General features: G+C 72.5%; 23 protein-coding genes and 2 pseudogenes. 19 read left to right on the plus strand and 6 right to left on the minus strand.

Annotation, left to right across the window (positions count from 1 at the left end; translation table 11 throughout):
- Positions 1–33: 33 nt before the first annotated feature.
- Entirely contained in the window at positions 34–1,551 is a 1,518-nt protein-coding gene (gene glpK / locus LWC33_RS09290; RefSeq protein WP_233303853.1) for a glycerol kinase GlpK, read from the minus strand.
- Positions 1,551–2,381 carry an MIP/aquaporin family protein gene (locus LWC33_RS09295; RefSeq protein WP_233303854.1) on the minus strand — a complete coding sequence of 277 codons (831 nt, stop codon included), beginning with the start codon at positions 2,379–2,381 and terminating at the stop codon, positions 1,551–1,553. Before LWC33_RS09295 ends, glpK (LWC33_RS09290) begins: the two co-directional genes overlap by 1 nt.
- 166 nt (positions 2,382–2,547) lie before the next feature.
- On the opposite strand from LWC33_RS09295, the gene LWC33_RS35885 reads away from it, so the two are divergent.
- The 9 genes from LWC33_RS35885 (at position 2,548) to LWC33_RS09340 (ending at position 10,554) form a co-directional block, all read left to right on the plus strand.
- A complete protein-coding gene (locus tag LWC33_RS35885; RefSeq protein ID WP_233303855.1) occupies positions 2,548–3,309 on the plus strand; it encodes an IclR family transcriptional regulator in 762 nt (253 codons plus the stop codon).
- On the plus strand, positions 3,306–4,826 hold the full coding sequence (gene glpK, locus LWC33_RS09305) for a glycerol kinase GlpK (RefSeq protein ID WP_233303856.1): 1,521 nt from the start codon (positions 3,306–3,308) through the stop codon (positions 4,824–4,826). The genes LWC33_RS35885 and glpK (LWC33_RS09305) overlap by 4 nt, the downstream gene beginning before the upstream one ends.
- Before the next feature lie 123 nt (positions 4,827–4,949).
- On the plus strand, positions 4,950–5,360 hold the full coding sequence (locus LWC33_RS09310) for a nuclear transport factor 2 family protein (RefSeq protein WP_233303857.1): 411 nt from the start codon (positions 4,950–4,952) through the stop codon (positions 5,358–5,360).
- Entirely contained in the window at positions 5,360–6,931 is a 1,572-nt protein-coding gene (locus LWC33_RS09315) for an AMP-binding protein (RefSeq protein ID WP_233303858.1), read from the plus strand. The genes LWC33_RS09310 and LWC33_RS09315 overlap by 1 nt, the downstream gene beginning before the upstream one ends.
- Positions 6,932–6,981: 50 nt before the next feature.
- The gene (locus LWC33_RS09320) at positions 6,982–8,118 is read left to right on the plus strand and encodes an NDMA-dependent alcohol dehydrogenase (RefSeq protein ID WP_233303859.1); all 1,137 of its coding nucleotides are present in this window, start codon (positions 6,982–6,984) and stop codon (positions 8,116–8,118) included.
- A gap of 5 nt (positions 8,119–8,123) precedes the next feature.
- The gene (locus LWC33_RS09325; RefSeq protein ID WP_233303860.1) at positions 8,124–8,549 is read left to right on the plus strand and encodes a nuclear transport factor 2 family protein; all 426 of its coding nucleotides are present in this window, start codon (positions 8,124–8,126) and stop codon (positions 8,547–8,549) included.
- Between the two features lie 72 nt (positions 8,550–8,621).
- Positions 8,622–9,038 (plus strand): nuclear transport factor 2 family protein, encoded by a 417-nt coding sequence (locus tag LWC33_RS09330; RefSeq protein ID WP_233303861.1) that lies wholly within the window; start codon positions 8,622–8,624, stop codon positions 9,036–9,038.
- 103 nt (positions 9,039–9,141) lie between these two features.
- A complete protein-coding gene (locus LWC33_RS09335; RefSeq protein ID WP_233303862.1) occupies positions 9,142–9,630 on the plus strand; it encodes a VOC family protein in 489 nt (162 codons plus the stop codon).
- Between the two features lie 72 nt (positions 9,631–9,702).
- Positions 9,703–10,554, plus strand: coding sequence for a mycofactocin-coupled SDR family oxidoreductase (locus LWC33_RS09340; protein WP_233303863.1), 852 nt, complete (start codon positions 9,703–9,705; stop codon positions 10,552–10,554).
- A 59-nt stretch (positions 10,555–10,613) separates the two neighbouring features.
- Here LWC33_RS09340 and LWC33_RS09345 read toward each other — a convergent pair whose 3' ends face one another.
- Positions 10,614–11,033, minus strand: coding sequence for a DUF7144 family membrane protein (locus LWC33_RS09345; protein WP_233303864.1), 420 nt, complete (start codon positions 11,031–11,033; stop codon positions 10,614–10,616).
- Here LWC33_RS09345 and LWC33_RS09350 point away from each other — a divergent pair.
- The 4 genes and pseudogenes from LWC33_RS09350 to LWC33_RS09365 all read left to right on the plus strand — a co-directional run.
- Positions 11,017–12,549: a phytoene desaturase family protein gene (locus LWC33_RS09350; RefSeq protein ID WP_308190923.1), complete on the plus strand. Its 1,533-nt coding sequence runs from the start codon at positions 11,017–11,019 to the stop codon at positions 12,547–12,549. The genes LWC33_RS09345 and LWC33_RS09350 overlap by 17 nt on opposite strands.
- Before the next feature lie 61 nt (positions 12,550–12,610).
- A complete protein-coding gene (locus LWC33_RS09355; protein ID WP_233303866.1) occupies positions 12,611–13,444 on the plus strand; it encodes a mycofactocin-coupled SDR family oxidoreductase in 834 nt (277 codons plus the stop codon).
- Between the two features lie 218 nt (positions 13,445–13,662).
- The gene (locus tag LWC33_RS09360) at positions 13,663–14,316 is read left to right on the plus strand and encodes a TetR/AcrR family transcriptional regulator (RefSeq protein WP_233303867.1); all 654 of its coding nucleotides are present in this window, start codon (positions 13,663–13,665) and stop codon (positions 14,314–14,316) included.
- Between the two features lie 81 nt (positions 14,317–14,397).
- Positions 14,398–15,024, plus strand: a pseudogene (locus tag LWC33_RS09365) (SDR family NAD(P)-dependent oxidoreductase); the annotation flags it as partial.
- A 138-nt stretch (positions 15,025–15,162) separates the two neighbouring features.
- Here the strand turns inward: LWC33_RS09365 and LWC33_RS09370 are convergent.
- Positions 15,163–17,130 (minus strand): acetyl/propionyl/methylcrotonyl-CoA carboxylase subunit alpha, encoded by a 1,968-nt coding sequence (locus tag LWC33_RS09370; RefSeq protein ID WP_233303869.1) that lies wholly within the window; start codon positions 17,128–17,130, stop codon positions 15,163–15,165.
- 199 nt (positions 17,131–17,329) lie between these two features.
- Here LWC33_RS09370 and LWC33_RS09375 point away from each other — a divergent pair, with 199 nt between their 5' ends.
- From LWC33_RS09375 to LWC33_RS09400, 6 genes are read left to right on the plus strand one after another with little or no spacing between them, the layout of a single operon-like run.
- On the plus strand, positions 17,330–18,844 hold the full coding sequence (locus tag LWC33_RS09375; RefSeq protein WP_233303870.1) for an acyl-CoA carboxylase subunit beta: 1,515 nt from the start codon (positions 17,330–17,332) through the stop codon (positions 18,842–18,844).
- The gene (locus LWC33_RS09380; protein WP_233303871.1) at positions 18,841–19,650 is read left to right on the plus strand and encodes an enoyl-CoA hydratase/isomerase family protein; all 810 of its coding nucleotides are present in this window, start codon (positions 18,841–18,843) and stop codon (positions 19,648–19,650) included. Before LWC33_RS09375 ends, LWC33_RS09380 begins: the two co-directional genes overlap by 4 nt.
- Positions 19,650–20,453, plus strand: a complete 804-nt coding sequence (locus LWC33_RS09385) for an ester cyclase (protein WP_233303872.1) — start codon at positions 19,650–19,652, stop codon at positions 20,451–20,453. Before LWC33_RS09380 ends, LWC33_RS09385 begins: the two co-directional genes overlap by 1 nt.
- A complete protein-coding gene (locus LWC33_RS09390; RefSeq protein WP_233303873.1) occupies positions 20,450–21,664 on the plus strand; it encodes a cytochrome P450 in 1,215 nt (404 codons plus the stop codon). Before LWC33_RS09385 ends, LWC33_RS09390 begins: the two co-directional genes overlap by 4 nt.
- On the plus strand, positions 21,661–21,855 hold the full coding sequence (locus LWC33_RS09395) for a ferredoxin (RefSeq protein WP_233303874.1): 195 nt from the start codon (positions 21,661–21,663) through the stop codon (positions 21,853–21,855). The genes LWC33_RS09390 and LWC33_RS09395 overlap by 4 nt, the downstream gene beginning before the upstream one ends.
- Positions 21,852–23,747, plus strand: a complete 1,896-nt coding sequence (locus LWC33_RS09400) for an NAD(P)/FAD-dependent oxidoreductase (protein ID WP_233303875.1) — start codon at positions 21,852–21,854, stop codon at positions 23,745–23,747. Before LWC33_RS09395 ends, LWC33_RS09400 begins: the two co-directional genes overlap by 4 nt.
- 113 nt (positions 23,748–23,860) lie before the next feature.
- On the opposite strand, the gene LWC33_RS09405 is transcribed toward LWC33_RS09400, so the two are convergent.
- On the minus strand, positions 23,861–25,498 hold the full coding sequence (locus LWC33_RS09405; RefSeq protein WP_233303876.1) for a flavin-containing monooxygenase: 1,638 nt from the start codon (positions 25,496–25,498) through the stop codon (positions 23,861–23,863).
- A 168-nt stretch (positions 25,499–25,666) separates the two neighbouring features.
- Positions 25,667–26,677: pseudogene (locus LWC33_RS09410) on the minus strand (hypothetical protein); the annotation flags it as partial.

A 26,677-nucleotide genomic window follows, 5' to 3' on the forward strand; every position in this document is an offset into this window, starting at 1 on the left:
TTCCTTTCCCAGCGGGAGGTCGATGTTGTGGTCCTAGTCGACCTCTACCCAGTCCAACGTCCGCTGCACCGCCTTCTGCCACCGGGCGTAGGCGGTGTCACGCTGTTCCGCGGACCACTGCGGCTCCCAGCGCTTCGACTCGTTCCAGTTCTGGCGCATCTCGTCGGTGTCCTTCCAGAACCCGACCGCCAGGCCCGCGGCGTACGCGGCGCCGAGCGCGGTGGTCTCGGCCACGACCGGCCGTGACACCGGGATGCCCAGCACGTCCGCCTGGATCTGCATGCACAGCTCGTTGGCGGTGACGCCCCCGTCGACCTTGAGGATGTCCAGGTTCACCCCGGAGTCCTTGGCCATGGCGTCGGCCACGTCCTTGCTCTGGAAGCAGATCGCCTCCAGCGTGGCCCGGGCGAGGTGCGCGTTGGTGTTGTACCGGGACAGCCCGACGATCGCGCCGCGGGCGTCGGACCGCCAGTACGGGGCGAACAGGCCGGAGAACGCCGGCACGAAGTACACCCCGCCGTTGTCCTCGACCTGGCGGGCGAGCGACTCCGACTGCGCGGCGCCGGAGATGATGCCCAGCTGGTCGCGCAGCCACTGCACCGCCGAGCCGGTGACGGCGATCGAGCCTTCCAGGGCGTAGACCGCCGGCTCGTCGCCGAACCGGTAGCAGACCGTGGTCAGCAGGCCGGAGTCCGACCGGACGAGCTCGGTCCCGGTGTTGAGCAGCATGAAGTTGCCGGTGCCGTAGGTGTTCTTGGCCTCCCCGGGCGCCAGGCAGACCTGGCCGACCATGGCGGCCTGCTGGTCGCCGAGGATGCCGGTGATCGGCACCTCGCCGCCGAGCGGCCCGTTCGCCAGGGTCTTGCCGTACGGCTCGGGCGAGCTCGACGAGCAGATCCTCGGCAGCATGGAGCGCGGGATCCCGAACAGGGCGAGCAGCTCGTCGTCCCAGTCGAGGGTCTCGAGGTCCATGAGCATGGTCCGGCTGGCGTTGGTGACGTCCGTGATGTGCACGCCGCCGTTCGGCCCGCCGGTGAGGTTCCAGACGACCCAGCTGTCGGTGTTGCCGAAGATCGCGTCGCCGCGCTCGGCGGCCTCGCGGGCCCCGTCGACGTTCTCGAGGATCCACTGGATCTTGCCGCCGGAGAAGTACGTGGCCGGGGGCAGGCCCGCCTTGCGGCGGATGGTGTCGCCGTGCCCGTCGCGCTCGAGCTTCGAGGCGATCCGGTCGGTGCGGGTGTCCTGCCAGACGATCGCGTTGTACAGCGGCCGGCCGGTGTTCTTGTCCCAGACGACGGTCGTCTCGCGCTGGTTGGTGATGCCGAGCGCCGCGAGGTCCTTGGCGGCCAGCCCGGTCTTGTTCAGGCCCGACTGGATGACCGAGGAGGTGCGCTCCCAGATCTCCACGGGGTTGTGCTCGACCCAGCCCGCCTCGGGCAGGATCTGCTCGTGTTCCAGCTGGTGGCGGCCCACCTCGTTGCCACTGTGGTCGAAGATCATGAACCGCGTGCTCGTCGTCCCCTGGTCGACGGCGCCAACGTACTCGGCCATCACTTCTCACCTCCGTGCTCGACGACGACCTCGCGCCCGACCGGCTGCTCCTCGGTGTCCTCGGGAAGCAGGTAGCGGTCGATGAAGAGCTTGAACAACGCGCCGCCGACGAGCCCGCCGACGATCGGCGCGACGATCGGCAGCCACCAATATGGTGTGCCGTTCGGATCGACCCAGGCGGTCGCGTACCCCGTGATGTACGACGCGAAGCGCGGGCCGAAGTCACGTGCCGGGTTGATCGCGTAGCCGGCGTTGGCGCCGAACGCCATGCCGATCGCCACGACGAGCAGGCCGATCACCACGGGAGCCAGGTTCGACAGCGGCGGGTTGTTCCGCGCGTGGACCAGGGCGAAGATCACGAAGACCAGGATCGCGGTGCCGACCACCTGGTCGAGGAAGGCGGTGGGTATCGAGACCCCGCCCCCGCCGTTGCCCGGCAGCGTCGCGAAGATGATCTGGGTCGCCGACGTGTGGTTGGGGTCGGCCCGGTTGATGAGGTCCGCGTAGGTCACCCGGACGATCAGTGCCGCCACGAAGGCGCCGAGCGTCTGCGCCACGACGTACGGCACGACCCGCTTCCAGGGGAAGCCCTGGAAGGAGGCCAGCGCGACGGTGACCGCGGGGTTGAGGTGGGCGCCGGAGAGCCGCCCCGCGACGTACACACCGAGCGTGACGCCGATGCCCCAGGCCCATGTGATCGAGTCGTGGTTGCCCAGGGGGCTGTCCTTCGGCGCCGTGACGACCTGCGCCACGACGCCGTTGCCGAACAAGATCAGGATCATCGTTCCGGCGAACTCGGCGCTCAGCGCGCCGAAGTACGAGTTCCGCATCGAACTCTCCTTCCGGTCGTGACGGCCCCCGCCCGGGCGTACGCGCCGGACGGGGGCCGAACGGGACAGAACCTAGGAACGCGCGCGGAGCGCGACAACGGCCGACGTTCGACAATGTCGAACTGATCCTGTCGACCGGGTCACACCACCCCGTAGGCTCCCACCCGTGCCGGGAGCGATCCAGTCCGTCGAGCGCGCGGCCGCGATCCTGCGGCTGCTGGGCGGCGCGGGCCGTCCGCTCGCCCTCGCCGAGCTGGCTGCCGCGCTCGACCTGCCGCGACCCACCGTGCACGGCCTCGTCCGGACCCTGCGCGACGAGGGGCTCGTCGACCAGGACCGGGCCACCGCGCTGTACCGACCGGGGAGCGGGCTGCGCCGGCTCGGCGACGGCTGGGACCGCCACGACCTGCGCGCGCGGGCGATGAACTGGGCGGACGCCCTGGCCGGAGGGACAGGGTGCGCGGTCTACCTCGCGGTCCCGGCCGGCACGATGGCGAGCCTGGTGCACCACGTCTTCCGGCCGGACGGCTCGCCGCAGACCCTGCGCACCAACACCGAGCAGCCGCTGCACGCGACAGCCTGGGGCAAGTGCCTGCTCGCCTTCGCGCCCGTGGCCACGCCGCCGGCCCGCGAGCTCGAGCTGCGCCGCTACACGGGCCGCACCGCGAGCACCGTCGCCATGCTCGAGGCGCATCTCGCGGCGGCCCGCACCCGAGGCATGGCGACGGACGTCGGCGAGTTCGAGGCGGGAGTCGGCGGGGCCGCGGTGCCGCTGCGTTCGGGCGGCGGGCTCACGGTGGCCGCCCTCGGCATCGCGGCACCGGTCGAGGAGCTGTTCGGCGGGGGCGGGGAGCCGCGCCGGCCCCTCGCCGACCAGCTGCAGGCCGCAGGTCGGGAGATCTCCGCGCTGCTGGTGACGCCCCGATGAGCGAGCCGCGGACCTCGGCGCCGCGCGAGCGGGTGGTGGCGGCCATCGACCAGGGCACCACCTCGACCCGGTGCCTGCTGTTCTCCCGCTCCGGCCGGATGCTCGCCGTGGCCCAGCGCGAGCACCGCCAGCACTACCCCGAGCCCGGGCGGGTCGAGCACGACGCCGAGGAGATCTGGCGCAACGTCGCCCGGGTGGTCCCGGAGGCGCTGCGGCGGGCCGGGCTGGAGCCGGAGAACATCGTCGCGCTCGGGATCGCCAACCAGCGCGAGACCACGGTGATCTGGAACCGGCACACCGGCGCCCCGCTGGCCCGGGCGATCACCTGGCAGGACACCCGCACCGGTCCGATCGTCGCCCGCCTGGTGGAGGAGGGCCTCGGCCCGCTCTACGCGTCGACCAGCGGCTTCGGCCCCGCGACCTACTTCGCCGGCCCGCGGCTGCGCTGGCTGCTCGACCACGTCCCGGGCGCCCGTGCGGGCGCGGAGGCGGGCGACGTCCTGTTCGGAACCATGGAGAGCTGGCTGATCTGGCGGCTCACCGGCGGTCCGGGCCGCGGCGTGCACGTCACGGACGTGACCAACGCCAGTCGGACCATGCTCATGGACCTGCGCACCCTCGAGTGGTCGCCGAAGCTCCTCGAGGCGCTGCGCGTCCCCGAGCGGATGCTGCCGGAGATCCGGTCGAACGCCGAGGTCTACGGCGTGTGCGCGGAGGTGCTGCCCGGGGTGCCGGTGGCCGGGGCGCTGGGCGACCAGCAGGCCGCGCTCGTCGGACAGACCTGCTTCGCCCCCGGCGAGGTCAAGTGCACCTACGGCACCGGCGCCTTCCTGCTCAAGAACACCGGCGCGCGGATCGGCGGCTCCGCGCAGGGGCTGATCCCGACGGTCGGCTACCTGGTGGGGGAGCGGCCGGTCTACGCGCTGGAGGGCTCGATCGCGGTCACGGGCTCGCTGGTGCAGTGGTTCCGGGACTCGCTGGGCATGATCGGCACGGCCGCGCAGATCGAGACCCTCGCCCTGACGGTGCCGGACAACGGCGGCTGCTACGTCGTGCCCGCCTTCTCCGGCCTCTACGCGCCGCACTGGCAGGCCAACGCCCGCGGCGTCATCGTCGGTCTGACCAGCTACATCACCCGCGGGCACCTGGCCAGGGCCGTGCTGGAGGCGACCGCGTGGCAGACCCGCGAGGTCGTCGACGCCATGAACGCCGAGTCCGGGATCCCGGTCACCCGGCTCAAGGCCGACGGCGGCATGACCGCCGACCACCTTCTCATGCAGTACGTCGCCGACGTGCTCGACGTGCCGGTGGAGCGCCCGCTCGGGTCCGAGGCGGTCTCGCTCGGCGCGGCCTACGTCGCGGGCCTCGCGGTGGGGCACTGGCCGGGTCTGGAGGTGCTGCGCGGCAACTGGCACCGGGCCGCGATGTGGGAGCCGGCCATGGACGCCGCGGTCCGCGAGCGCGAGCGCGAGAACTGGGCCCGCGCGGTGGCCCGCAGCTACGACTGGGTGCGCTGAGCCCCGTCCGCGATCGTTCCGTCGCCGCGGACGGGAGTGTTGTGGGCCACTCGCGGCGAGTGCTAGCCTCACCGCTACCAAACGGCCGTTAGACGATGATGACCAGCGTTGCCGGAGGCCCCCATGACCGCTCGTGCGGAGATCGAGAACACCCTGGGCCGTGCGTCCTGGGGTTACGACGAGAACGACGTCGACCTGATCGCCTCGCAGTTCACCGAGACCGCCACCATGACCATGCAGATCGGCCGAGACGGCGACACGGTCGGCCCGTTCGACGGCCGTGAGGCCATCCGGAAGCTGCACGCCGACTCGCTCGCGGCGCAGACCGACCAGCGCCGGCACAACATCTCGAACGTCGTGATCGTCAAGGAGACGGCCGACAGCGCGTCGACGACGTCGAACCTCACGTTGCTGTCGATCGAGGACGGCGCGATCCGCGTGCTCTCCAGCGGCTGGTACCGCGACGAGCTGGTCAAGCAGGGCGACAGCTGGCTGATCGCCTCCCGGCACATCTACCTCGACCTGCCCTACTGATGGTCAACGTCGGACGGATCCCGGAGAAGTGGGCGGCGCTGACCCCCACCCGGGACGCGATCGTCGACGCCCCGAACGGGCGCCGGATCGACTGGCGCACGCTCGACGAACGGGTGCGGCGGCTGGCCAACGGGCTCGCCGGCACGGGCGAAGGGGGGCTCGGGCTCGCCAAGGGCGACCGGGTCGCGATCCTGGCCAAGAACTCGATCGAGTACCAGGAGCTGTACTACGCGGCCGGCCGCGCCGGTCTCGTCGCGCAGCCGCTGAACTGGCGGCTCGGCGTCCCGGAGCTCACGAAGATCGTCGCCGACGCGGCGCCGAAGGCGCTCATCGCCTCGGACGAGTGGCTCGACACCGCCAAGCAGCTGCAGGCCGCGGTGGACGTGCCGCACTGGCTGCAGTACGGCCGCGGCGGCGACGGCAGCTACGAGGACCTGCTGGCCCGCAGCAGCACGGACGAGCCGGAACGCGCCGCCACGACCGGCGACGCCGATCCCTTCTTCATCCTCTACACCGGCGGCACCACGGGGGAGTCGAAGGGCGCGCTGCACAGCCACACCAGCACGTCGTTCGGGATGCTCAACCAGACGGTCGCGGAGCGGATCGTCGCGACGGACGTCTACATGTTGACCGGGCAGATGTACCACATCCCGGTCGTGCTCTCGATGAACTACCACCGGCACGGCTGCCCGCTGGTGCTGATGAACTTCGAGGCCCGCACCGCCCTGGAGCTCATCCAGGAGGAGAAGGTCTCGGCCTTCCTGGGCATCACCACGATGCTCAACTGGATGATGGCCGTGCCCGGCTTCTCGTCCTACGACATCTCGTCGCTCCGGAACATCCAGTACGGCGGCGGGCCCATGCCGTCGTCCGTTGTCAAGGCGGCCCTGGACAACTTCCCGTGCACCCTGATCCAGGGGTACGGGCAGACCGAGGGCACGACGATGTGCTTCCTCTCCCAGGAGGACCACCTCGACGCGGTGCGCGGGATCCACCCCGAACGCCTCATGTCCTGTGGGCGCGAGGGGTTCGTGACCTCCGTGCGCGTGGTGGATCCCGACGGCGACGAGGTGCCCAAGGACGGGAGGACCGCCGGGCAGATCGTGGTCCGGTCCGAGGCGAACATGCTCGGCTACCTGAACCGCCCGGACCTCACCGCGGCCACGCTGCGGGACGGCTGGATGTGGACCGGCGACGTCGCCACCTGGGACTCCGACTCGTACGTCTTCATCGTCGACCGCGCCAAGGACATGATCATCTCCGGCGGCGAGAACATCTACTCGATCCAGGTCGAGGAGGCCGTCAACCAGCACCCGTCGGTGCTCGAGTGCGCCGTGATCGGCGTGCCCGACGACGAGTGGGGCGAGACCGTCAAGGCCTTCGTGGTGCTCAAGCCGGAGACCACGGCGACCGAGGCGGACATCATCGAGACCGCGCGGCAGCACCTGGCCTCGTACCAGAAGCCCCGGTCCGTCGAGTTCGTCGACGCCCTGCCCAAGGCTCCCACCGGGAAGATCCTCAAGCGCGACCTCCGCGCGCCCTACTGGGCGGACCGCGACCGGTCCGTCTGACCCCCGACCGCCCCCGTTTCCTGTCCGCGCCCGCTCGAAGGGGAGCATCCATGAAGACCGAGGGAGCCCTGCTCTGGGAGCCCGGCACCAACTCCGGATGGAGCGTCGAGGAGATCGAGATCGATCCCCCGAAGCGCCGCGAGGTGATGGTGAAGCTGGCCGCGTCCGGCATCTGCCACTCCGACCACCACCTCGACGACGGCGTGATCCCGCTGCCCTGGGCGCCCGTGCTCGGCGGCCACGAGGGCGCCGGCGTGGTCACCGAGATCGGCCCGGAGGTGCACGACCTGGAGGTCGGCGACCACGTCGTCCTCTCCTTCCTGCCCTCCTGCGGCAAGTGCGCGATGTGCGTCGCCGGCCGCTCCAACATGTGCGAGCTGGGTGCCGGTGTGCTCGCGGGCTACGCCCCCGACGGGACCCACCGCGTGCACGCGCGCAGCAAGGACGGGAAGGACGCCGGCGTCGGCTGCATGTCGTTCCTCGGCACGTTCGCGCCGTACGTCTGCGCGCCGCTCGACGCCGTCGTCAAGATCGACAAGGACATCCCGCTGGACAAGGCCGCGCTGATCGGCTGCGGCGTGCCCACGGGCTGGGGGTCCTCGGTCTACGCCGCGGACATGCAGCTCGGCGACACGGTCGTGATCGTCGGGATCGGCGGTGTCGGCATCAACGCGGTGCAGGGCGCGCGGCACAAGGGCGCCAGGAACATCATCGCGATCGACCCGGTGCCGTTCAAGCAGGAGCAGGCCCAGGAGTTCGGCGCCACGCACGCGGTGTCGAACTACGAGGAGGCCGCGAAGCTCGTCGAGCAGCTGACCAACGGGCAGGGCGCCGACCGCGTGATCATCACGGTCGGGGTGGCGTACGGGAACCTGCTCAACCCGGCGCAGGAGATGACCCGCCGCGGCGGCGTCGTCGTGCTGACCTCGGCCGCGCCGATCCTGCAGCGCGACGTCGAGTTCGACCTGTTCACCTTCGCGATGTCCGGCAAGCGGCTGCAGGGCTCGCTCTACGGGACCACCCGGTCCCGCACCGACATCCCACTGCTGACGGACCTGTACCGCAGCGGCCAGCTCAAGCTCGACGAGCTGATCACGCGCACCTACGGGCTCGGGGACATCAACCAGGCGTTCGCGGACATGCAGAAGGGTCTCAACCTCCGCGGCGTGATCATGTACGAGGACTGAGGGACATGAGCCGCGCAGAGGACATCCAGCAGATCGTCAACGCCACCCTCCTGTACGCCCGGGGGCTCGACCTGTTCGACCCGGACGAGGCCCTCTCGGCCTACACCGACGACGCCTACTGGGACGCCACGGCGGTGGGTCTCAAGAGGTTCGAGGGCCGCGACGAGATCCACGGCTTCTTCAAGGCCGACGCCGAGTCGATGGCCGAGCAGTTCCACATCATGACCAACCACATCGTGGAGTTCGACGGCCCGGACACCGCGCACGGCACCAACTACGTGTTCTCCGAGGGGAAGACGAAGTCCGGGGCGGCGATCAAGGCGATCGCGCTCAACCGCGACGAGTACCGCCGGGTCGGGGACACCTGGAAGATCTCGGGCCGGGCCATCTCGCCGCTGACGGCCCCGCAGATGGAGGGGTTCGATGCATGAGCCCCGCCGACGCACTCTCCTTCGCGGAGGCGGCGTGAGCTCCGCCGACGCACTCTCTCCCGCGGAGGCGGCATGAGCACCGGCCAGAAGGTGATCGAGCGGTACGTCGAGATCATGAACGAGCTCGACATCGACGCGCTCGGGGAGATCTTCGCCGACGACGTCGTCGTCCGGCTGCCGTTCGCGCCCGACCCCGTTCCGAAGGTGACCGAGGGCAAGGAGGCCGTGCTCGCGCTCTACGGCGGCTTCCCGCACCTGGTGGGGCCGCTGGGCTTCCACGACCTGGTGATCTCGCCGCTGGCCACCGAGGGCGAGTTCGTGGCGGAGTACCGCAGCGACACCACGATGCTCGCCACCGGGCAGCCGTACCGGAACGCCTACATCAGCACCTTCACGGTGCGGGACGGCAAACTCGCGGCCTTCGCCGAGTTCTTCGACCCGCTCGTGTTCCTGCAGGCCCAGGGCGCCACGGTGGCGCCGCCGGCCTGATCCCGTCCCCGTGAGTGCCGGGCGCCCGACAGGGGCGCGGCCGCGAGGGCGGGGTCGAGGGCATCGCGCCGTACTTCGAGACCAAGATGCTCCAGGGGATCGAGTGGCGGAGCCGCCGCCGGCGCCGTCCTCGTCCGGAGGCCTGCACCATCTCGGCGTCCGGGTCGCGGACCTGGACCGGGCGACCGCGTTCTACCGGGCCCTGGGCGCCGTGCCGCTCGCCGAGCCGCTCACGCTCGGTGGGCGGGCGGCGGGCCTGGCGATGAACGCCCCACGTGGCACGTCGGTCCGCATCGCCCTGCTCGGCTTCCCGGACGGCAGCGGGGTCGAGCTGTTCGAGTTCGACCCGGACCCGGAGTGGTGCGGGCCGATCGACGCCGCCGCCCGCCTGCCCCACCTGGGCATCCGGGTCGACGACGTCGACGCCGCCCTGGCCGCCGCCGAAGCCGCCGGCGGGCGGCGCCTCTGGCCCGAACCGTCGCACTGGGGGTCGGTCCGGGTGGTCTACCTGTGTGATCCCGACGGCACGGTGCTGGAGCTGCTCGACGGGCCTCTCGTCGACGTCGCCAAGGTGATCGTCGCGCGCCGTTGACCCGCCGCCGCGTCGTCCGGACGGTGGGGAAGCTGCGGGCGACGGGGCCCGCACCGGACGACGGAGGTTCCCATGGCGGGACGGGTCGAGGGCAAGGTCGCGCTGGTCACCGGGGCGGCGCGCGGGCAGGGGCGCAGCCACGCGCTGCGGCTCGCGCAGGAGGGCGCGGACATCATCGCCGTGGACCTCTGCGCCGACGTGGCGTCGGCGCCGTACGACGGGGCGACGGAGGCCGACCTGGCCGAGACGGTCAAGCAGGTCGAGGACCTCGACCGCCGCGTGCTGAGTCGGGTCGCCGACGTCCGCGACCTGCGGGCGCTGGAGGCGACGGTCGCGGACGGGATCGCGGAGTTCGGGCACCTCGACATCGTGGTCGCCAACGCCGGTATCGCGTCCTTCGCGCCGGCGTGGGAGATCACGGAGGACTCCTGGCAGGAGATGCTCGACATCAATCTGACCGGGGTCTGGAAGACGACCAAGGCGGTGATCCCCGCCATGCTGGAGCAGGGGACCGGCGGCTCCATCGTCCTGACCAGCTCGATCGCCGGGCTCGTCGCGTTCGGCAACCTCGCGCACTACACGGCGGCGAAGCACGGCGTCACGGGGCTGATGCGCACGCTCGCCGTGGAGCTCGCGCCGCACCGGATCCGCTGCAACTCCGTACACCCGACGACCGTCGACACCGACATGGTCAACAACGAGCCGATCTACTCGCTCTTCCTCGGTGGGCAGCGCGGCGCGACCCGCGCCGACGCGGAGGCCGGCTTCACCGCGCTCAACGCCATCCCGATCCCGTGGGTGGACCCGGTCGACATCAGCAACGCCGTGCTCTACCTGGCTTCCGAAGAAGCCCGGTACGTCACCGGCACGACGCACGTGATCGATGCGGGGGCGATGGCGCCGTTCAAGATCCCGCACGCGTAGCGGTGGTCACGGGCGGCGCTCCCCGGAGTGCCGCCCGTGGGCCCGACGGAACTTTCCGCTCAGCCGCCCACTTCCTGGCCGTGGCGCACGACCGCCCACACGATCAGGGCGGAGAGGACCAGGATCAGGGCCGCTCCCACCGGGTAGGCGGCGAGGAAGGCGAGCTGGACGATCCCGTTGAAGCCCGCCACGAGGACCGCCACCACCCGTGCCCATCCGGCTCCGCGGAGCAGGGCCGGCGCGGCCGCGAGCTCCACCACCCCGAGGGCCAGCAGGACCCAGCCCCACTTGGTGACCTCGAGCAACAGGACCTGGTCCGCGTCGGCGACCACGAACCCACCGCGGGCGAGCGCGCTGATCCCGTCCCACACGTTCCACAACCCGAGCAGGAGCAGCAGCACCGCAGCCAGACGCACCACCACGATCCATCGGGTCCGCCGGGGTGCTCGCGGCTCCCCGGCGGTGAGGTCTCCGGTCACGTCGGTCCTCCTCCGTCCGCGGGGCCGTGTCCGGCCAGGCTGGCGCGGCCGCCCGGCCCGGTCGTCATCCGCCGCGGGTGAACGGCTTCCCGGGCGGTTGTCCGGCGGGGAGCACGGCGCTACCGTCACTACCAAACGAACGGTAGACACAGGGGAGGCGCTCGTGTCGTACGACGTCATCGTGGTCGGGGCGGGGGCGTCCGGCCTGGTCACCGCGTCGCTGTTGGCGGAGCAGGGCAAGCGGGTGCTGCTGCTGGAGAAGCACGCGTACCTCGGCGGGCGGGCGCGGGAGTACCGGTACAAGGGGCACCAGCTGGGCCTCGGCAGCCACCTCGTCGAAGATCCCGGGGACTCGCTGACCCGCGTCTGCTCCGTGATGGGGCTCGACCTGGTGCACTCCGAGCGCAGCGACGCGATGCCGTTCTGGACCAACGGCAAGGGCTGGGCCCCGATCCAGGAGCAGTACTCCGGCGAGGCGAAGCAGGGGCTCAAACGCTGCATCCAGGCGCTGAACGACGTCTCGTACGACGAGCTGGAGACCTGGAACCACGCGTCGCTGCGGGAGTGGATGGCGCAGTACACCGCGGACGAGGGCGTCTACACGGTGTGGGAGGCGATCTCGGTCCTCGAGCAGATCACGCTGCGCCCGTGGGAGCACTCGGCGTCGGAGAACCTCTACACCCGCAAGCTGCACTACTCGACCCAACGCACCGCCGGCTACTCGTTCTGGCCGATGGGCGGGTGGGACGCGCTGTGGCACGCCATGGTCGCCGCGTTCGAGGCGAAGGGCGGGGAGATCCGGCTGTCGGCGCCGGTGCGGCGGATCGACGTCCGCGACGGGGCCGTGCAGGGCGTCACGCTCCGCGACGGCGAGGAGATCCCCGCGCCGCAGGTCGTGGTGTCCGCGCCGGTGTGGGACCTGCTGCGGCTGTTCGACGACGGCGCCCTGCCCTGGGAGCTCCGCTCGCGCATCGCGATGCTCGCCGCGAACCGCAACCGCGCCTGCTGGATCGGCTACTGGATCGCCGCGAAGGAGCCGGTGATCGCGATGAGCGAGCGCGAGATGGCGTCGTTCCTGTCGACACCGCGGTGCGGGCTGCCCGGCTTCACGCTGAACTTCACCGGCTACGACCCCGGCGTCTCGCCCGACGGCGAGTACCTGACCTGTGTCGGCGCCTCGTTCGACGCCACCGAGCACTACGGCGACCGGGCCTGGCTCGACCGGAAGTTCGCCGAGCTGTGGGAGGACGTCGAGGAGATGATGCCGGCGGCGCGGGGAGCACTGTGGACGAAACCGCACGTCGTCACGAGCTACGGGGTGATCACCAAGCCCGGGCTCGTCGGGCCGGTCCGGCCCGACGCCGAGGTCCGCGGCGTCGCCGGGCTCTGGCTCACCGGGGACACCACTCGCACCCGCGGGATCGGCATCGACAAGGCCGCGCGCTCGGGCATCACCACCGCCGAGGCGGTGCTGGGCCGCCGGCTCGAGGCGTTCACCGGGACCATGCGCTACTGAGCTTCCGTATCGGACAGCCGTTTGGTAGACAGGTACGGTCGACGACGCGAGGAGGCGGGCCATGGCGGGACGGGTCGAGGGCAAGGTCGCACTGATCACCGGAGCGGCGCGGGGGCAGGGCCGCAGCCACGCGGTCCGGCTGGCGCAGGAGGGGGCCGACATCATCGCCGTCGACCTCTGTGGCCCGCTGGCTACGGTGGACAAGTACCCGCCGGCCACCCGGGCCGACCTCGACGAGACGGTCGCCGAGGTGGAGAAGCTCGACCGGCGCATCGTCGCGCGGGTCGCCGACGTCCGCGACCGGGCCGCGCTCACCGCGGCCGTCGACGAGGGCGTCACCGAGCTCGGCGGGCTCGACGTCGCGGTGGCGAACGCGGGCATCGCGAGCTTCGGCGCCGCCTTCGAGATCACCGACGAGATGTGGCAGGAGATGCTGGACGTCAACCTCACCGGCGTCTGGAACACCGCCCGCGCAGCGGTGCCGCACCTGATCGAGCGCGGCGGCGGGTCCCTGATGTTCACCAGCTCGATCGGCGGGCTGAAGGGGATCCAGAACGTCGGGCACTACGTCTCGACCAAGCACGGCATCGTCGGCCTGATGCGCACCCTGGCCAACGAGCTGGCGCCGCACCGCATCCGGGTCAACACGATCCACCCGACCAACGTGAACACCGACATGATCCAGAACCCGGGCACCTGGAAGCTCTTCGCGCCGGACGACCCGGAGCCCACCCAGGAGAAGGCGCTGCCGGGCTTCGTGTCGCTCAACGCGCTGGAGGTGCCCTGGGTCGAACCGATCGACATCAGCAACGCGGTGCTGTTCCTGGGGAGCGACGAGGCCCGCTACATCACCGGCGTCACGCTGCCCGTCGACGCCGGCGCGAACGTCAGGTAGGACCGCGGTGCGGATCACCGACGCGGTCGGGCTGGTCTCCGGCGGGCCTCCGGGCTCGGTGCCGGTACGGCCCGAATGCTGGTCGAGCGGGGTGGGAAGGTCGGGATCCTCGACCTGCTGATCAACGGCGAGGTGGTCCGGCTGGACGCGGCGACCCGCCTGTGACTGTCGACCGTTTGGTAGGCTTTTGCGATTCGACCGCGTCGAGGGGAGCGGGGATGCGGCAGCCGGCCGGGCGGAGTGCGCGGCGTTCCGGGGGAGAGCGTAAACCCCGCGAGGAGCGCTGGGCCGAGCTCATCGAGGTCGCCACGCAGGTGTTCTACGAGAAGGGCTACGACGGCGCGTCCCTGCAGGACATCGCCGACCGGCTCGGGATGCTCAAGGGCAGCCTCTACTACTACATCCAGTCCAAGGAGGACCTGCTCTTCGACGTGATCAGCGCCGTCCACAAGGAGGGCCTGGCCGTCGTGCGGTCCCGGTCGGAGGTGCCCGGCGGGCCGCTGGAACGGCTGGAGAGCGTGATCCGCGGGCACGTGGAGCACACCTGCCGCAACCTCGTACCCACCGCGGTCTTCCTGCACGAGCTGTCGGCGCTCCCGGTCGAGCGCCGCAAGGAGATCCTCGGGTCCGAGCACGCCTACCAGGGCGTGTTCCGCGACCTCGTCGAGCAGGGGCAGGCCGCGGGGCTGGTGCGGGCCGACCTCGACCCGCGGCTCGCGGCCCTGTCGATCCTGGGCTCGACGAACTGGGTGTACCGCTGGTTCCGTCCCGGCGGCACCTTCACCCCCGAGCAGATCGGGGCCGAGATGGCGGAGATGGCGATCCGCGGGATCGCGACCGAGGAGACGTTGCAGGACCGCGCCTCCCGCTGACACCCCAGGAGGAGCACCATGCCGGTCCGCTGAGCGGACGTACCGCCCTGGTGACGGGCGGGTCCCGCGGAGTCGGGCGCGGGGGACGTCGTGGTCGTCTCGAGCACCACCACCGGGGAGCTGCCCAAGGACGGCGCGGCGTACTCGCCGGCCAAGGCGGCGATGGAGGCCGCCGCGTTCACGCTCGCCCGTGAGGAACGCGAGCACGGGATCCGGGTCAACGTCGTCGCGCCCGGGCTCGTGGCCACGGACAGGGGGGAGCGGCTGGTCGCCGCGACCGCGGGCGGGAGCATCGCGGACCTCGACGCCGCCTACCCCTACGGCCGCGTCGCCCGCCCCGCCGATGTCGCCGGCGTCGTCGCGTTCCTGGCCTCGCAGGACGGGGAGTACCTCACCGGCCAGCGCATCGAGGTCGACGGGGGCGGGCCGGAGCAGAGCCTGTTCCACTGCCGCGGCGGGGTCGCGAGTGCGGTCAGCGGGGGTGCGGGACGCACATTGCGGTCGTTGATCCACGTCCGGGCAGCGGGAGGTTCGGACTCTTCGAGCGTTCCGCTGCCGAAGTGCGGATCTCGGGGCAGCGGGCAGGCCGGCGGGCGGCGGCCCGGCTCGTGCCCCGTGATCAAGGGCGGAACGGGGTGTGCGGGCGGTGCGGAGGACGGTCTGCCCTTGATCACGGGTCGGCCCGGTGGCCGGCTCGATCGCCCGTGATCAAGGGCGGAACGGGGTGGGCGAATGGTCCAGAGGCCCGATCTGCCTTGATCACGGGTCGGCCCCGGCAGCCTCGGTGGGCGAGCGCGGGGTCGACGGGGTGGGCCTCGGTGGCGAGGCCCCGCTCGTCCGTGCCGGTCAGGTGAGGGTGATCAAGGGGGAGCCGGCGGCGACGGGGGTGCCGGCCTCGGTCAGGACCTGGCCCACCGTGCCGCCGACCTCCGTGCGGATCTCCATCTCCATCTTCATCGCCTCGAGCACCGCGACGACGTCGCCGGGCGCAAGCTCCTGGCCGGACTCCACGCGGACCTCGACGACGGTCGCGTCCATCGGCGCGACGGGCACGGTGCCGGCCGCGGAGGCGGCTCCTCCTGTGGCACCCACGGACTCGCGGGTCGGGCGGGACGACGCCGTGGCCGCGGCTCCCGGCCGGACCGTGCGGCCGTACACCGCCACCTCCACCGGGCCGCGGTCCGTCGCGATGCGGACCCGGCGGGTGGGAACGACCGCGCCGCCCCCGACCGCGCCGCCCCCGACCGCGCCGCCCCCGACCGCGCCGCCCCCGACCGCGGCCCCTCCGACCCCGCTGCCCCCGACCGCGCTACTTCCGACTGCCCCGCCCCCGATGCCCCCGGCCCCGACCGCATCTGCGATCGCGCCACCCACCCCACCGGCCGCGTTGCCGGCGGCGGAACCCTGAGCCGCGGCCCCACCGACCCCCACGGGCCGCTTCGTCAGGTCCGGGGCCCACTCCCGCTGCACCGAGCCGGTGTCGTGGGTCCCGGCGGCGAAGGACTCCGAGCCCAGCACCTCGCGCAGATAGGGCGCGGTGGTCGGCACGCCCTCGACCCTCAGCTCACCGAGCGCGGCGATCAACCGGCGACGGGCGGCGTCGCGGTCGGCGCCGTGCGCGAGCACCTTGCCGAACATCGAGTCGTACTCCGGCGCGACCCGGCTGCCCGGGCCGCCGCCGGGCTCCACGCCGAAGTCGTTGCGCACCCCCGGTCCCAGCGGGAGCGCGAGCCCGGTGATCGCGCCGGGCGCGGGCCGGAAGTCCGCCCACGGGTCCTCCGCGGCGATGCGGGCCTGGATGGCGTGCCCGGAGATCCGGACGTCGTCCTGGGTGAAGGGCAGCGGCGCGCCGTCGGCCACCCGCAGCTGCGTGGCGACGATGTCCAGCCCGGTGACCAGCTCGGTCACCCCGTGCTCGACCTGCAGCCGGGTGTTGATCTCGAGGAAGAAGAACTCGCTCTCGGTCAGCGCAGTCCCTGGCACCACGAGGAACTCCACCGTCCCCGCGCCGACGTACCCGACCGTCCGCGCGAGCGTCACGGCGGCGTCGAGGATCCGGGAGCGGAGCGAGGAGGAGAGCCCGAACGCCGGGGCCTCCTCGATCAGCTTCTGGTGCCGCCGCTGTACCGAGCAGTCCCGGTCGCCCAGGTGGACGACGGTGCCGTGTGCGTCGCCGATCACCTGCACCTCGACGTGCCGCGGGCGCTCCAGGTACCGCTCGAGGTGCACCTCGGACCGGCCGAACGCCGCGCCGGCCTCGCGTCCGGCGGCGGCCATGGCGTCGGCCAGCTCGTCGGCGGAGCGCACCACCCGCATCCCGCGGCCGCCACCCCCGAACGACGCCTTGACGACCAGCGGGAACCCCAGCCCCTCCGCGGCCGAGGACGCCTCGGCCGGGGTCAGGTCCCCGGTCCCGGGCGGCACCGGCACCCCGCACTCCTCGGCGAGCGCCCGCGCCGCGACCTTGTCGCCCATCCGGGCGATGACCTCGGCGGACGGTCCCACGAACGTCAGCCCGGCGCCCGTCACGGCCTCGGCGAACCCGGCGTCCTCGCTGAGCAGCCCGTAGCCGGGGTGCACGGCGTCGGCGCCGGAGGCCTTGGCGGCGCCCAGGATCGCGTCGACGTCCAGGTACGAGGCCCGCGCGGGGGCCGGGCCGATCCGGTGCGCCTCGTCGGCCAGCCTGACATGCAGCGCGTCGGCGTCGGCGTCGGAGTACACGGCGACGGCCCGCAGGCCGAGCTCCCGGCAGGACCGGATGATCCGGACGGCGATCTCGCCGCGGTTCGCCACCAGGACGGTCTGGATCGACACGGGCCGCTCCGCTCTACTCGGGGGGTCGACGAGGTCTGTCTACCAATCGACCGTCTGGTAGTCTAGCGTCCGTCGGTGAGACCAGACGGACACCGGTACGAGCGGAGGTCCCGTGACGGCAACGGACAGCCCCACGGCGTCAGCAGGCACCCCCGGCAGTGCTCCCGGCACTCCCCACGGAGACGGCGGCGCGCACACCATGGCGGACAGGATCGCGCTCCTGCGCGAGAAGCAGGAGGCCGCCCACGCCAGCGGCGGCCCGGAGGGTCTGCGCCGGCACCGCGAGTCCGGCCGGCTGCCGGTGCGCGAGCGGATCGACATGCTCGTCGACCCGGACACCTGGTTCGAGATCGGTGCGTTGGCGCTGCCGGAGCTGCGGCGCGAGAAGCCCATCCCGGGCGACGCCGTGGTGACCGGGTTCGGGCTGCTCGACGGGCGTCGCATCGGCGTGATCGGCATCGACTCCAGCGTGGTCGCGGGCACCACGGCCCCGATCAGCATGCGCAAGCAGGGCCGGTTGATCGAGCACGCGCAGCGGCACGGTTTCCCCCTGGTCCTGTTGTGCGACGCCGACGGCGGCCGGATGCCGGACGTCTCGGGCTGGCGGTTCTCCGGTCTGCCTCTGGACTTCACCACGTTCCTCAAGCCGCCGCCCGGTCAGCCGGTGGTGCCGCGCGCGGCCGCAGTGCTCGGGCCGAGCTACGGCGACTCGGCGTTGCACGCCTCCACCGCGCACTACGTGGTGATGGTGCGGTCCGGCTCGATCGCGCTGTCCGGCCCGTCGGTCGTCGAGCCGGCGATCGGGGAGAAGGTCACCGACGAGGAGCTGGGCGGCCCGTCGGCCGCGACCGAGGCGGGCAACGCGCACCTGGTCGTGGACACCGAGGCGGACGCGATGGACGCGATCGCCGCCTTCCTGTCCTACATGCCGCAGAACTCCATGCAGCGCCCGCCGCTCGCGCCGCCGCTGCCGCCGGGGCGCGACCCGAAGGACCTGGAGAGCATCGTCCCGCTGGGGGCGCGGTCGGGCTACGACATGCGCGACGTGTTCGCCTGCCTCGCCGACGAGGCCAGCATCCTGCCCTGGGCCGACGGCTGGGGCTCGAGCCTGCTGTGTGCGCTGGCCCGGATCGAGGGCCGCCCGGTGGGGTTGGTCGGCAACCAGCCGATCGTGCGCGCGGGCGCGCTGGACCCGGCCGCGTTGGAGAAGGAGAAGGTGTTCGTGCAGCTGTGCGACACCTTCGGGCTGCCGCTGGTGTTCCTGCACGACGTGCCGGGGCTGATGATCGGCACGCAGGCCGAGCGGGGCGGGATCCTGCACGGCTACGAGGCGCTGGTCTCGGCGATCGCCGAGGCGACGGTACCGAAGGTCGGCGTGGTGCTGCGCAAGGCCTACGGCGGCGGGCACTTCGCGATGGGCGGGCGCCCGACCAAGCCCGACTTCCTCTACGCCTGGCCGAGCGCCGAGCTCGGGTTCATGGCCCCGGAGACCGGCATCCGCACCATCCACCGGCGGAAGCTGGAGAAGGTGCTCGCCGAGCAGGGCCCGGAGGCGCACGCCGCGCTGGTCGCGGAGCTCACGGCGGAATGGATCAGCGAGGCGGAACCGTGGGAGGCCGCCGCGCACCTCTCGCTCGACGACGTCATCGAACCGGGCCGGACCCGGGAGGTCGTGGCGGCGAGCATCGACATCGCCCTTGGGGGATCGCTGTGAGCAGCACGAACGGTACGGCCACCCGGAACGTCCGGGTGGAGGTCGAAGAGGTCGGCGACGGCCGGGTCGGCATCGCCGTGCTGACCATCGACGACCCGGCGAAGCTCAACGCGATGGGCCGCAGCTTCTGGGTGGAGATGCGCGAGGCGCTGGCCACGCTGGAGGCCGACGGCCGCACCCGGGCGGTGATCATCACCGGGGCGGGGGAGAAGGCCTTCTCGGCGGGCGGGGACATCGCGAGCTTCGCCGAGCTGACGGACGTCGCGGCGAAGCGGGAGTTCCAGCAGGACTGCATGCGGACCTTCGCCGCGGTCGAGGAGACCCCGCTGCCGGTGATCGCCGCGGTGAACGGCTACGCGATGGGCGGCGGGTGCGAGCTGGCGCTCGCGTGCGACGTCGTGGTGGCCGCGGACAACGCCACGTTCGGCATGCCGGAGAGCGCGGTCGGGCTGGTGCCCGGGTTCGGGGTGCTGCGGGCGCCCTTGGTGATCGGGCGGCACTGGACGAAGCTGATGATGTTCTCCGGGGAGCGGGTCGACGCCGAGACCGCGTTGCGGATCGGGCTGGCGCAGAAGGTGGTGCCGGCGGCCGCGCTGATGGACACCGCGCGCGAGATCGCCGCCCGGATCGCCGGGATGGCCCCGCTCGCGCTGGCCACCGGGAAGAACCTGGTCAACCGGGGCGTGGACCGCGGGGAGTTCGACCACTCCACGGCCGCGCTGACCACCCTGCACGCCACGGCCGACGCCGCCGAGGGGATCGCGGCGTTCGTCGGGAAGCGCGCGCCGAAGTTCGAGGGGCGGTAATGGAGCCTTTCGTCGCGCTCATGCGGCGCTACGTCAACGACTACACCAACCGGCACGACGTCTCGGTCTGCCCCGAGATCATGGAGCCGGGCTACACGCTGCGGATGGGTCCGCACGAGGTGGCGGGCCGCGACGAGCTGTACATCCCGGCGTCGCAGAAGCAGTTCCGGCAGTTCCCGGGCCTGTGCCTCACGGTCCACGAGATCGTGACCGACGGCGACCGGCTGGCCATGCGCTTCTCCGAGCACGGCCGCTCGGTCACGCACGACGGCCGGGGTGCGGCGTGGACCGGGCTCGGGCTGTACCGGTGGAACGGCACGAAGCTCGTCGAGAACTTCGTGGAGCAGGACTACCTCGCCCGACGGCGCCAGCTCGCCACCGGCGTGCCCGCGGAGGTCGAGCGCCCGGCGCTGGCGCCGTGGGACGCCGTCGCCGAACCGGCGGACCCGGCTGCCGAGCAGGTGGTGCGGGAGTGGATCTCGTCCGGTGCCGGCGCGGGACCCGTGACCCTCGACGACGGGGCTCCGGACATCCTGCTCGGCGACGCGTCGTCGCAGGTCGACGACCTGTTCTCGGCCGGCGCGCACGTCGCGTTCCGGGTCACCCGCACCGGCACCTACCGGGGCGGGCTGGGACCCGACGCCGGCATCGACGACGCCGCGCTGACCGGCGCGCCCGGCACGCTGCACCTCGTCGGCCTGGTCACCGTGGCCGGCGGGCGGGTGACCGGCGGCCGGATCGTGCGCGACCGGTTGGGGCTGGCCCGGAGCCTGTCCCGGCCGACCGTGGGGAGCGCGTCGTGAGCGTGCTGGACGATCTCACCACCCCGTCGGCGAGCGCGGACCCGTTCTCCGTCTTCCGTGCCCTGCGCGAGAGCGACCCGGTGCACTGGAGCGAGGCGCACCGGGCCTGGCTGATCACGCGCTACGACGACGTCTCGGCCGCCTTCCAGAACAAGGCCTTCTCCAACGACCGGGTCCGGCCGGTGCTGGAGCGGAAGCGGCAGTCCGGGGCGGAGTCCGCTGCCACGGGCGTGCTCGGTCTGATGACGGGCTGGATGGTCGTCAACGACCCGCCCGTGCACACCCGGCTGCGCAAGCTCGCGGCCGGCGCGTTCAAGGGCCAGCGGATCGCGGCGATGGACGCGATGATCACCCGGATCGTCGACGAGCACCTCGACGCGTTCCTGCGCGGCTCCGGGCCGCAGGACCTGATCTCCGAGGTCGCGTACCCGCTGCCCGCCACGGTGATCGCGACGATGCTCGGCGCGGCGCCCGAGGACCGCGACCGGTTCCGGGAGTGGTCCGACGAGCTTGCGCTGGTCGCCTTCGGGACCGGCGGGGCCGCGCGGGCGGACCGGCACGAGCGGGCGCTACGCGGGCTGCGGGAGATGGAGTCCTACTTCCACACGCTGATCGAGAAGCGCCGCGCCGAGCCGGGCGAGGACATGCTGTCCGCCCTCATGGCGAAAGAGGGCGACGACCGCCTGACCGACGACGAGCTCGTCGGCATGTGCGCGCTGCTGCTCTTCGCCGGCCACGAGACCACCACGAACTCGATCGCGAACTCCGTGCTGGCGCTGCTCCGGCACCCCGACCAGCTCGACCGCCTGCGTCGTGACCCCGCGTTGATCGGCCCGGCCGTCGAGGAGCTGCTGCGCTTCGACGGCCCGATCAAGGTGCTCAACCGCTGGGTGGTCGCCGAGACCGAGGTGCGCGGCAGGACCATCCGGCCGGGGGAGCGGGTGCACCTCGTGCTCGCCTCCGCCAACCGGGACCCGGAGAAGTTCGCCGCCCCCGACGCGCTCGACCTGGGCCGCAGCCCGAACCCGCACGTCGCGTTCGGCAAGGGCATCCACGCCTGCATCGGCGCCCAGCTGGCCCGGATGGAGACCCGGATCGCGGTGGCCCGGATCGTCGAGCGGCTGCCCGGGCTGGCACTGGCGGAGGAGCCGGAGTGGAAGGACGTGCTCGCCTCCCGCTCCATGGAGAAGCTGGTGGTGACCCACTCGTGAGGATCGGGGTCGACAACGAGGTCTGCGAGGCGCACGGCCAGTGCTCGATCGTGGACATGGACCTCTTCCCGCTCGACGACGACGGCTACTCGGCCGTCGGGCCGGACCGTGAGGTGCCCGAGGGCGAGGAGGACACCGCCAGGCTGGGCGTCGACGCATGCCCGGTCCGCGCGCTGAAGGTCCTGTCGTGAGCGTGCTCTTCACGCCGGTCCGGCTGGGCACCCTCACGTTGAAGAACCGCCTGGTCATGGCCCCGATGGGGACCTGCCTGGACAACGGCGGTTTCATCACCGACGACACGGTGGCCTACTACCGCCGACGCGCCGAAGGAGGGGTCGGCGCGATCACGGTGGAGGGCTGCCTGGTCTCGTCGGACACCGTGGGGCCGGAGCCGCGGATCAGCGGGCCGGAGTACCTGCCGGGACTGTGCCGGGTCGTCGAGGCCCTGCGGCCGCACGACGTCACGGTCGGGGTGCAGCTCATGCACCCCGGCCGGCAGGTCGTCGAGGGGCCGTCGGTGGCGCCGTCGCCGGTGCCGCTGAACTCGGCGTCGCCGGTCCCGCACGAGCTGACGGTGCCCGAGATCGAACGGATCGTCGCCGACTACGCGCGGGCGGCCCGGTACGCCCAGCAGACCGGGTACGACTACCTCGAGGTGCACGGGGCGCACGGGTACCTGCCGTCGAACTTCCTGTCGCCGCAGCACAACCACCGCACGGATGCCTACGGCGGCTCGCTGGAGAACCGCGCGCGGTTCTCGGTGGAGGTCGCCCGGGCGATCGTCGCGGCGTGCGACCTGCCGCTCGTGTGGCGGCTCAACGGCACGGACGCCGAGCCCGGCGGGTTCGACCTGGAGTCGGCGGTGGCCGTCGCGCGGATGCTGGAGGAGGCCGGGGTCGCCTCGATCTCGGTGTCGTCGGGAACCTGGCTGACCCTGCAGCAGACCCTCGCGCCGATGTCCGTGCCGCGCGGGCACATGCGGCCGCTGGTCCGGGCGGTCAAGGAGGCCGTCTCGGTGCCGGTGATGGCGGTCGGGCGGCTCGACGACCCGGAGCTCGCCGAGGACATTGTCGCGTCGGGCGAGGCCGACATGGTGCTGCTCGGTCGCGGGCTCATCGCCGAGCCGGACTGGCCGCTGCTGGTCCGCGACGGCCGGCGGGACGAGCTGCGCCCCTGCATCGCGTGCAACGCCTGCGTCGACCTGGTCGGCCGTGGCGAGCGGGCGCGCTGCGCGGTCAACCCCGAGGTCGGTCGCGAGCTGACCTGGGAGGTCGAGCCCGCGGCGCGGCCGCGGCGGGTGATGGTCGTGGGGTCCGGACCGTCGGGCCTGGAGGCGGCGCGGCTCGCCCGGCTGCGCGGGCACGAGGTGTCGCTCTGGGAGCGGGACGCGGAGCTGGGCGGGAAGCTGGAGGTCGCGGGCCTCGCGCCGAGCAAGCGCGAGGTGCTGCGGTTCCGCGAGCATCAGGCGCGGCGGCTCGGGGCGCTCGGCGTGGAGATCCACACGTCCGCGCCGGTGTCCGCGGAGACGGTCGCGGCCGAGCGGCCGGACGTCGTCGTCGTCGCGACGGGCGCGGACCCGCTCGTCCCGCCGATCCCCGGCATCGAACTCGCGCACGACGCCCAACGGCTGCTGCGCGGGGAGATCGAGGTCGGCCCCGGGACGCGGCTGGTCGTGGTCGGCGGCAGCGCCACCGGCTGCGAGACCGCGGAGCTGATGCGGGAGAAGGGCGCCGAGGTCACGATCGTCGAGATGCGCGGCAGCATCGGCCGCGGGATCGAGGCGATCACCCGGCGGCAGCTGGTGCGGCAGCTGAAGAAGGACGGCGTGGACGTCCTGACCAGGGCCACCGTCGTCGGGATCGAGCCCGGGGTCGTGCACTGGCAGGGGGCCGACGGTACGGCGCACGCGCTCGACGCCGACCTCGTCGCCCTGGCGATCGGCTGGCGTCCGACCGGTTCCGAGGTCACCGCCGGGCTGGAGCTCGGCGAGGGGATCGAGGTGCGGGTGCTGGGCGACGCCGACTCGCCGGCCGACTTCGTCCGCGCGGTCAACGCCGGCGCCGATGCAGGCCTGACCGTCTGACCCGCACCGTCTGACCCCTTCCGCGAGGCGGCGGTCTCCGTACACCGAACCGCACATCCCGGGAGGTCCCGGGATGTGCGGTTCGGTGGGTCAGGAGTGCCGACTCGCGGGGATCAGGCGGACTGCTTCTCCGGGGCCGCCGTGACGTCCGGGGACTTGGCGTAGCCCTCGTAGCCCTTGGCGGCGACGTCGTCGCACTTCTCGCGGTACACGCCGACCCCGCCGATGTAGGCCATGAAGACCCGCGGCTTGCCGGGCACGTTGGAGCCCATGTACCAGGAGTCCGCGGTCGGGTAGAGGGTCGTGTCGCCGACCTCCTCGACGTGGCGCACCCACTCGTCCTCGGCCTCGGGCGTCGCGTCGAGCTCGGCGACGCCGTTGTCGCGCATCCAGCGCACGCAGTCGGTGACCCAGTCCACGTGCTGCTCGATCGAGACCATCATGTTCGACAGCACCGACGGGCTCGACGGGCCGGTGATCGTGAACATGTTCGGGAACCCGGCCACCGACAGCCCCAGGTAGGAGCGGGGGCCCTCGCCCCACTTCTCCTTCAGCGACACACCGTTCTTCCCGCGGATGTCGACCCGGGTGATCGCGCCGGTCATGGCGTCGAAGCCGGTCGCGAAGACGATCGCGTCGACCTCGTACTCCTGCTCCGACGTCCGCACGCCCTTCTCGGTGATCTCCACCAGCGGGGTCTTCCGGATGTCGACGAGGCGGACGTTGTCCTTGTTGAACGTCTCGTAGTAGCCGCTGTCCAGGCACGGCCGCTTGGTGCCGTACGGGAAGCTGCGCGGCGAGAGCAGCTCGGCCAGCTCGGGGTCGCGCACCTTCTCGCGGATCTTCGACCGGACGAACTCCGCGGCGGTCTCGTTGGCGTCCTTGTCCGCCAGGGTGTCGGTGTACGAGGCGAGCACGGCGACCAGGTTGCCCTGCTCCCACCCGGCCTGGTACGTGGCGTTGCGCTCGTCCTCCGGGACCTCCAGCGCGGACTGCGTGGGCGGCGGGACCGGCACTCCGAACGCGGAGATCTGCTGCTCCTTGCGGTACTCCCGGTACGTCGCCTTGCGGGCGGAGACCTCCTCCTCGGTGAGGGGCCGGTTGCCCGCGGGCATCGAGAAGTTGGGGGTCCGCTGGAAGACGACGGTGTCCGTGGCCTGGCCGGCCATGATCGGGATCGACTGGATGCCCGACGACCCGGTGCCGATCACCGCGAGGCGCTTGCCGGTGAAGTCCACGCCCTCGTGCGGCCAGTGCCCGGTGTGGTAGGTCGGGCCCTGGAAGCGCTCGGCGCCGGGGATCTCGGGCGCCTTCGACACCGAGAGGCAGCCGGTGGCCATCACGAACCAGCGGCAGTCGACGACCTCGCCGGTGTCGGTGGTGATCGTCCAGCGGGCGCGCTCGGCGTCGTAGACCGCGCTCTCGACGCGGGTGTCGAACGTGATGTCGTCGAGGAGGTCGAAACGCTCGGCGACGTGCTGGGCGTAGGTCAGGATCTCGGGCTGGGTGGCGTACTTCTCGCTCCAGGTCCACTCCTGCTCCAGCTCGGGCGAGAAGGAATAGGAGTAGGCGAGGCTCTCGACGTCGCACCGGGCGCCGGGGTACCGGTTCCACCACCAGGTCCCGCCGACGCCGGAGGCGGCCTCGAACACCCGGGTGGACAGGCCCAGCTCGCGGAAGCGGTGGAGTTGGTAGAGGCCGGAGAACCCGGCTCCGACGATGACGGCGTCGACGGCTCTGTCGTTGGTCACGCGTGCTACCTCCAGGCTGCGACTCTGCAGACGGTTGGTGACGTGCGACCCAGTCAACCGATCGTTTGGCACAGTTGGCGACGTCCGCGGCGACGCAGTCGGCGCGCGGCTTCGTTCCGGGGACACCTTGACCCGGACCGGTCCGATGTGCTCCCGATGTGCTGTGGATCACTCGCCGCGGGAGAAACCGCCGGTCAGCGCGGCGACGAGCGCCCAGTCCGGCGCGGCCGGGTCCAGCTCGCGCAGCTCCCGGACGGATCGGGCGGCGGGAGAGTCGGCGAGGCGGGCGGCGACGAGGTCCGAACACTCCGGGAGCCGGCCGACCTGGACGAGGCCCGCGGCGAGCCGGGACCACCCGGTCGCGGCGGCGTCGCCGGCCTCGGTCAGGGCCGCCAGGGCGGAGCGGTGGGCGGCGACGGCCCGGCAGGGGTGCCCGGCCGCGCGTTCGACGGCGGCCACCTCCTGCCATGCCGCGGCGACGTCCGCAGGCCGGCCGAGCGTGCGGAACAGCGCGAGGGCGGCGTGCAGGTCGGCCAGCGCCTCCGCGGGACGGTCGCGCCGGCGGGCGAGGTGCGCGCGGTCGACGAGGGCCAGGGCGTGGGCGGCGTCGTCGCGGCCGGCGAGCAGGTCGACGGCGAGGTCGAAGGCCGCGCGGGCGTCGCGCAGGCCGGCGGGGTAGGCGGCTCCGACGGCCGGTGCGGAGGGGGTGACCGGCGGCGGGACCGCCTGCGCGTCCGACACCGCGGGGGTGTCCGACACCGACGCCGCCGGTGCGTCCGGTCCCGGGCCGCCCGCCGTTGGGCTCGGGACGGACGGGGTGAGCCCTGCCGGCGGGGCCGCCGGGGCGCTCGGAGCGGGTTCCGCGGCGCCGGCGAGCGCGGCGGCGAGCCGGTGGGCGGCGCGACCGAGCAGCACCGGGTCGCCCGCGCGGTCGGCGAGGTCGAGGGCGGCCGTGGCCGCGGCCAGGGCGGCGGTGTCGTCGCCCCGGCGGGTGCGGGCGGCGGCAAGGTGGACCAGGGCGTCGGCGCCCACGACGGGATCGGCGTGCGCCGCGGCGTGGTGGGCGAGCCGCTGGAGGAGCGTGGCGGAGTCGGCGGCGGGAACGGCGTGCGGGGCGGTGCTGTCGTGCGGGGCGGTGCTGTCGTGCGGGGCGGTGCTGTCGTGCGGGGCGGTGCTGTC

It is taken from the genome of Pseudonocardia terrae (assembly GCF_021343995.1).
GTDB classification, from domain to species: domain Bacteria; phylum Actinomycetota; class Actinomycetes; order Mycobacteriales; family Pseudonocardiaceae; genus Pseudonocardia; species Pseudonocardia terrae.